This window comes from Streptomyces glaucescens (assembly GCF_002154375.1).
GTDB lineage: Bacteria > Actinomycetota > Actinomycetes > Streptomycetales > Streptomycetaceae > Streptomyces > Streptomyces glaucescens.
In genome coordinates this window covers 1-3,056 of the sequence record NZ_MUND01000548.1, presented here as the reverse complement: position 1 = coordinate 3,056, position 3,056 = coordinate 1, and the positions used below count along the sequence as shown (strand labels likewise).

The 3,056-nt window shown below is 72.3% G+C and carries 3 protein-coding genes; all 3 read left to right on the top strand.

The features are described from left to right. Positions 1-271 precede the first annotated feature (271 nt). Positions 272-901, top strand: a complete 630-nt coding sequence (locus CCN42_RS31410; protein ID WP_086740697.1) for a PAS domain-containing protein — start codon at positions 272-274, stop codon at positions 899-901. A gap of 127 nt (positions 902-1,028) precedes the next feature. After that, positions 1,029-1,523 (top strand): FBP domain-containing protein, encoded by a 495-nt coding sequence (locus CCN42_RS31405; RefSeq protein WP_086740695.1) that lies wholly within the window; start codon positions 1,029-1,031, stop codon positions 1,521-1,523. A 53-nt stretch (positions 1,524-1,576) separates the two neighbouring features. Then, positions 1,577-2,830 (top strand): FUSC family protein, encoded by a 1,254-nt coding sequence (locus CCN42_RS31400; RefSeq protein ID WP_086740693.1) that lies wholly within the window; start codon positions 1,577-1,579, stop codon positions 2,828-2,830. Positions 2,831-3,056 lie beyond the last annotated feature (226 nt).

Below are 3,056 nucleotides of genomic sequence, written 5' to 3'. Positions count from 1 at the left end.
GGATGTGTGTAGGAGACCTGTGGGGGTGCGGCGCGGTGGGGGGCATGACGCGACAACTGCCTTTCGCGGTACGGAACTACTCCCTCCAGCCTGCGTGTCCGCCGGGGTGCGCCCGGGCCACGGAACTACATGATTCTGCAGTGGAAAGTGCGTGTTCCCGCTTGCGCGGCGGGACCCCACCGCTCGGACTTCCCTGATTCCGACCCGCGGTCACCGCCGTCGACCTGCGTCTTTATCGTGAGACGCGGCGAAGCTGCGGCGGGAGGTGCGGGTGGATCGGGAGCGGCGGGACGCCGTGCTGTGGCGCAATCGCGCGCTGACCCTCTTCGACCGGGTGTCCCTCCCGGTCGCGGTGTGCGATGTGTACGGGGCGGTGCTGCTGGCGAATCCGGCGATGGCCGGCGAGTGCGGTACGACTCCGGGGCGGCTGCGCGGCCGGGACGTGCTGGAGCTGTTCCGGCCGCAGGAGGCGACCCAGGTCGAGCGGATCGCCGAGGCGCTGCGGCTGCGGCACCGGTCGCGGTACCAGGTGTCGGTGCGCTGGCGGGCCCCCGGCGGGGCGGAGCGGTACGGGGAGCTGACCGCCGATCCGGTCAGCGACGCCGTGGGGGACACACCGATGCTGCTGGTGATGCTGCGGGTCATGGGTGAACGGGAGACGGCGGACGAGCCCGGCGCCGTGCGGGTCACCGCGGTGGAGGCCCGCATCCTGGCGCTGCTCGCGGGCGGTGCCACGACGGCCCGCGCCGCCCGGGAGACCGGCCTCACGGCGGACGGTGTCACCTATCACCTGCGGCGCCTCAAGGCGCGTTGGGGCGCGGCGAACCGTACGGAGCTGGTGGCCCGGGCCTATGCGCTCGGGGTGCTGGTGACCGGGGTGTGGCCGCCGGCACCGGCCTGACGCCCGAACCGCCGCCGCGGACGGGCCGCCCGCTTTAATCGATGGCACCCGCACGCATCCGCTGACTACCCTGGATCCCGCGAAACCTAGACCCCCTAGGTTTCGGGCGAACTTCAGGAGACACCCCGTGCGACCGCTGACCGAGAACGACATTCGCGGTTCCTTCGTCAACTGCTCCAAGGGCGAGGCCAAGCGTCTGCCCCTCCCCCGGGACCTCGCCGAACGCCCCTGGGACGACCTCGACTTCCTGGGCTGGCGGGACGGCGGGGCACCCGACCGCAGCTATCTGGTCACCGAGCGGGACGGCCGCCTGATCGGCGTGAGCCTGCGCTTCCCGCCCCCGCAGCGCGGCTTCCTCCAGCGCAGCATGTGCGCCCTGTGCCTGACCGCCCATCCGCGCGGCGGCGTGTCGCTGATGACCGGGCGCAAGGCCGGCGCGGCCGGGCGAGAGGGCAACTCGGTCGGCCTGTACATGTGCACCGACCTCGCCTGCTCCCTCTACCTGCGTGGCAAGAAAGTGCCGGAGAGCGGAGTCCGCTTCGAGGAGAGCCTGACGCTGGAGGAGCAGATCGCCCGCACCAGGGGCAATCTCTTCGCCTTCCTGGACAGGCTGTACAGCTGAACGGTTTCCCGAGAGACGTTCGACCTCCACGGTGACGGGGAACAGCGCAAGGGATGCGAGATGTACGTGAGTGGCCGGAACCTGTCGCACGCTGGGTGAAGCGACGTCGTGAACCCGTGGTCGTACAGGCCCTGCGGTCGACGTTCGCCGCGACCGTCGCCTACGTCGTGGCCCTGCACCTGAGCCCCGAGGCGGCCCCGCTCACCGCGCCGCTGACCGCCCTGCTGGTCGTCCAGGTCACCCTGTACGCCACCCTCACCAACGGCATTCGCCGGGTGAACGCGGTGGTGGCCGGGGTGCTGGTCGCCATCGCGTTCAGCCTGCTGGTGGGTCTGACCTGGTGGAGCCTCGCGCTGGTGATCATGGTGTCGCTGGCGGTGGGCCACCTGGTGCGGGTCGACGAGTACGTGGCCGAGGTGGCGATCAGCGCGATGCTGGTCCTCGGTGTCACCGCCGTCGGGGACTACGCTTGGGCGCGCGTGCTGGAGACACTGATCGGCGCGGCCGTCGGCATGAGCTGCAATCTGCTGCTGCCACCACCCGTGTGGGTGGGCGAGGCCGGCGAGTCGATCGAGGGACTGGCCCGCCGGATGCGGCAGCTGATGCTGCGGGTCGGCGAGGAGGCGGCGGGCCGCACCCCGGCGGAGCGGGCCGCCGAACGGCTGCACGAGGCACGCCGCCTGGACCACGACATCGTGCAGGTGGACGCGGCGCTGCGGCAGGCCGAGGACAGCCTGCGGCTCAATCCGCGGGTGCGGGAGGGCCTGCTGCACCGGATCGTGCTGCGCACCGGTCTGGACACCCTGGAGATCTGCATGGTCGTGCTGCGGGTGATCGCCCGCTCCCTCACCGACCTGGCGAAGGAACGCGAACCGGAACCGCTGTTCGAGCCGCAGACCGGTGCCGTCGTGGAGCAGCTGCTGTCCGAGATCGCGGACGCCATCGTCAGCTTCGCGGTGCTGGTCACCACCCATGTCAGCACCAACGCCGAGTCGGCCGAGGAGCGGCTGTCCGCCGAGCTGGAGACGGCGGCGGCCACCCGCGACAAGCTCGCCCAGATGCTGCTGGACGAGGTGCGCCGCGATCCCCGGCAGTGGCAGCTGCACGGCGCGGTGCTGGCCGAGTGCAACCGGATCATCGACGAGCTGGACATCGAGCACCGCTCCCGCCGGCTGCTGGAGGAACTGGACCGCAGCACCCGCGAGCAGCGCGAACGCCGTCCGTGGCTGACCCGGATGCGGGACCGGGTACGCATCACCCGGCGCCGGCTGAGGGACCGGCTGGCCGCCGCCCGCCGTACGGCATGAGAGCCTCGCACGACGGGACGACGACCGGCGACGACCGACCGAGGTGGGCACCGATGGGCTGGAGCAGGCGGGGTTTCCTGGGGCTGTGCGTGGCGCTGCCCGCGGCGTCCGGCTGCGGTGCCCCGGACCGGCCCGCGGCCCCCGAGCGGCAGCCGGGCACCCCGGCGGCTCCCGAGCGGCTGCCGGGCACCCCGGGCAGGGCCTCGCGCGAACCGTCCGGCCCGCG

Excerpts from the sequence above, each read along its gene's own strand:
- CCN42_RS31400 (WP_086740693.1), top strand. The coding sequence starts at position 1,577 with ATGCGAGATGTACGTGAGTGGCCGGAACCTGTCGCACGCTGGGTGAAG.